2 protein-coding genes are annotated in these 2,600 nt (G+C 59.5%); both read left to right on the top strand.

What is annotated here, in order from left to right:
- Nucleotides 1-778 precede the first annotated feature (778 nt).
- Nucleotides 779-1,807 carry a hypothetical protein gene (locus tag FVQ81_18325; protein ID MBW7998487.1) on the top strand — a complete coding sequence of 343 codons (1,029 nt, stop codon included), beginning with the start codon at nt 779-781 and terminating at the stop codon, nt 1,805-1,807.
- 18 nt (nt 1,808-1,825) lie between these two features.
- Nucleotides 1,826-2,600 (top strand): hypothetical protein (locus FVQ81_18330; protein MBW7998488.1); only part of this gene is annotated, 775 nt, incomplete at its 3' end.

Here is a 2,600-nt window from a genome sequence, read left to right on the forward strand (position 1 = left end):
TCGGTGGCGTCGGTGCCTTTGGGAGTCCGGTCACCGTCCGGGGCGCGGATAACCTTGAAGGGACCTCGACGGACTTGATTCGAGCCGACCACCGACATCGTCTCGAGGTCGAGGTCGCAGACGATGGCGCGCTGAGCGGTGCACGTCCGGAGATCAACTTCACGGGGTCTGGCGTCGTCGTGACCGACGATGACCCCAATGACCGTGTCAACGTAGCAGTCTCGACGAGTGCCCTCGTAGATCAGATCAACATCCAACCCACTGACCTCGACGTCGTCAACACCATCGTTGAAACAGACGTATACAACTTCACGATCCCGGCAGGCACGCTCGGAGCGACTTCGTCGGCGCGTTTTCGGATGGTCGCCGATTACCTCAACAACACGTTGCTCCCGCGCTTCTTCACCTTCACAGTGCGTCTAGGTGGGACGATCGTATATGAGGACACAACGCCGCTGATCCCTCGAGATCCGAGACGCAGAGCGTTCGGATTCCAGTACGTGTTCTGCAACCGAGACGTCACGAATGCGCAGATCGGCGGCGGAAACTACTTCATCTCGACATTCATACCGCCGGCGACAGGACTTGGCGAGATGGTCGATCTTGCGGCGACGCAGACCTTTGGCGCACCAGCGATCGTCAGCATTGTTTCAGCGATCGACATGACTGTCGCCCAGACGATCCGGGTCTCGATCACCCACAACTTGGCGGATCCGACTCTTTCATTCCGACGTCGGTGCGCATGGCTCGACGTCTCTCGGGCAGCCTAAGAATCACGATGACCGTCAACTACGAGGTCGAGGAGATCAAGGACGCTCTGTCGGTACAGCGGGTTATCTTCAGGATCACCGAGCTCGACGAAGAAGGCCAGTCGATCGGGGGACGCAACAACGAACAGATCATCGCCGAGGCGATCATTGGCAGCCCCGAAGACCGCGCGCTCGGTTCCCCTGGAGATCTCCGATTCCGACAGGACATTGCTCAGATCTGGCAGAAAGCCAGCGGCGTGCGCACCGTGACAGGATGGCAGCTGATCGGTGGCGTCGGTGCCTTTGGGAGTCCGGTCACCGTCCGGGGCGCGGATAACCTTGAAGGGACCTCGACGGACTTGGTGCGCGCCGATCACCGGCACCGTCTTGAGGTCGAAGCCGCAGACGATGGACTGCTGATCGGTGCTCGGCCGGAGATCAACTTCACCGGCTCCGGCGTCGTAGTGACCGACGATGACCCCAACGACCGCGTCAACGTAGCGATCGCGTCGACGACTGGCATCATAGAGCAGATCGACATCCAGCCGACTGACCTCGACGTCGTCAATACTGCCGTTGAAACCGATGTCTACAACTTCACGATCCCGGCAGGGAAGATGGGAGCGACGGATTCGGCTCGCTTCCGGATGGTCGCTGACTACCTCAACGATACGGGGGTCGGACGCACGTTAGCATTCATAGTTCGCCTCGGTGGGACAATCGTATATCGGGAAAACACAACGCCATCGTTTCCCGCAGCCCCGGCACGCAGAGCGTTCTGGTTCCAGTACGCGTTCGTCAACCGAGATGTCACGAATGCGCAGATCGGCGGCGGAAACTACTTCATGTCAACGGCGGCGGCTCCTGCGACCGGACTTGGAGATTTCGTCGATCTTTCTGCGACGCAGACCTTTGGTGCACCAGCGATCGTTAGCGCGACTTCTGCGATCGACATGACCCTCGCTCAGACGTTCCGAGTCTCGATCATCCATAGCGTGGCGAGCACGTTCCTTTCATTCCGCCGTCGTTGCGCGTTTCTAGACGTCTCACAGGTGTGAAGCAAAAACGCAATGCCCGTGAACTACGAAGTCGAGGAGCTCAAAGACGGTCTGTCAGCGCAGCGCGTCATCTTCCGGATCACCGATCTCGACGAGGAAGGCCAGTCGCTCGGGGGACCCACCACCGAACAGGTCGTCGCCGAAGCGATCATCGGTAGCCCCGAAGGCCGTGCACTGGGCTCACCTGGCGATCTACGATTCCGACAGGACATCGCGCAGATCTGGCAGAAAGCCAGTGGCGTGCGGACCGTGACCGGATGGCAGCTGATCGGTGGAGACGGTGCGTTTGCGGATCCGGTCACCGTCCGAGGCTCATCGAACCTTCCTGGGACTTCGACGGCCTTGGTTGGATCCGGTCACCGACACCGACTTGAAGTTGAGGTCGCAGATGATGGTGCGCTGATCGGTGCTCGGCCTCGTCTCAACTTCACGGGAGGAGGCGTCGTCGCTTCCGATGATGCCGGGAACGATCGTGTCGACGTCGCGATTGCGACGACTGGATTGCTGGATCCGATCGACATCCAACCAACCGACTTCACGACCAGTAGCCCCCTTGAAACGGATGTCTACAACTTCACGATCCCGGCAGGGACGATGGGAGCGATGTCTTCGGCGCGTTTTCGGATGGCGGCCACCTATCAAAACAATAGCGGTTTTCCGGCTACATTTACGATCAGGGTGCGGATCGGCGGCGTCCTTGTCTACCAGGAGACGACACCATCGTTCCCCACGAATATTACACAACGAGCGTTCTGGTTCCAGTACGCGTTCGTCAACCGAAACGTCACGAATG

The sequence above is a fragment of the Candidatus Glassbacteria bacterium genome (assembly GCA_019456185.1).
Lineage (GTDB): Bacteria > Gemmatimonadota > Glassbacteria > GWA2-58-10 > GWA2-58-10 > JAJRTS01.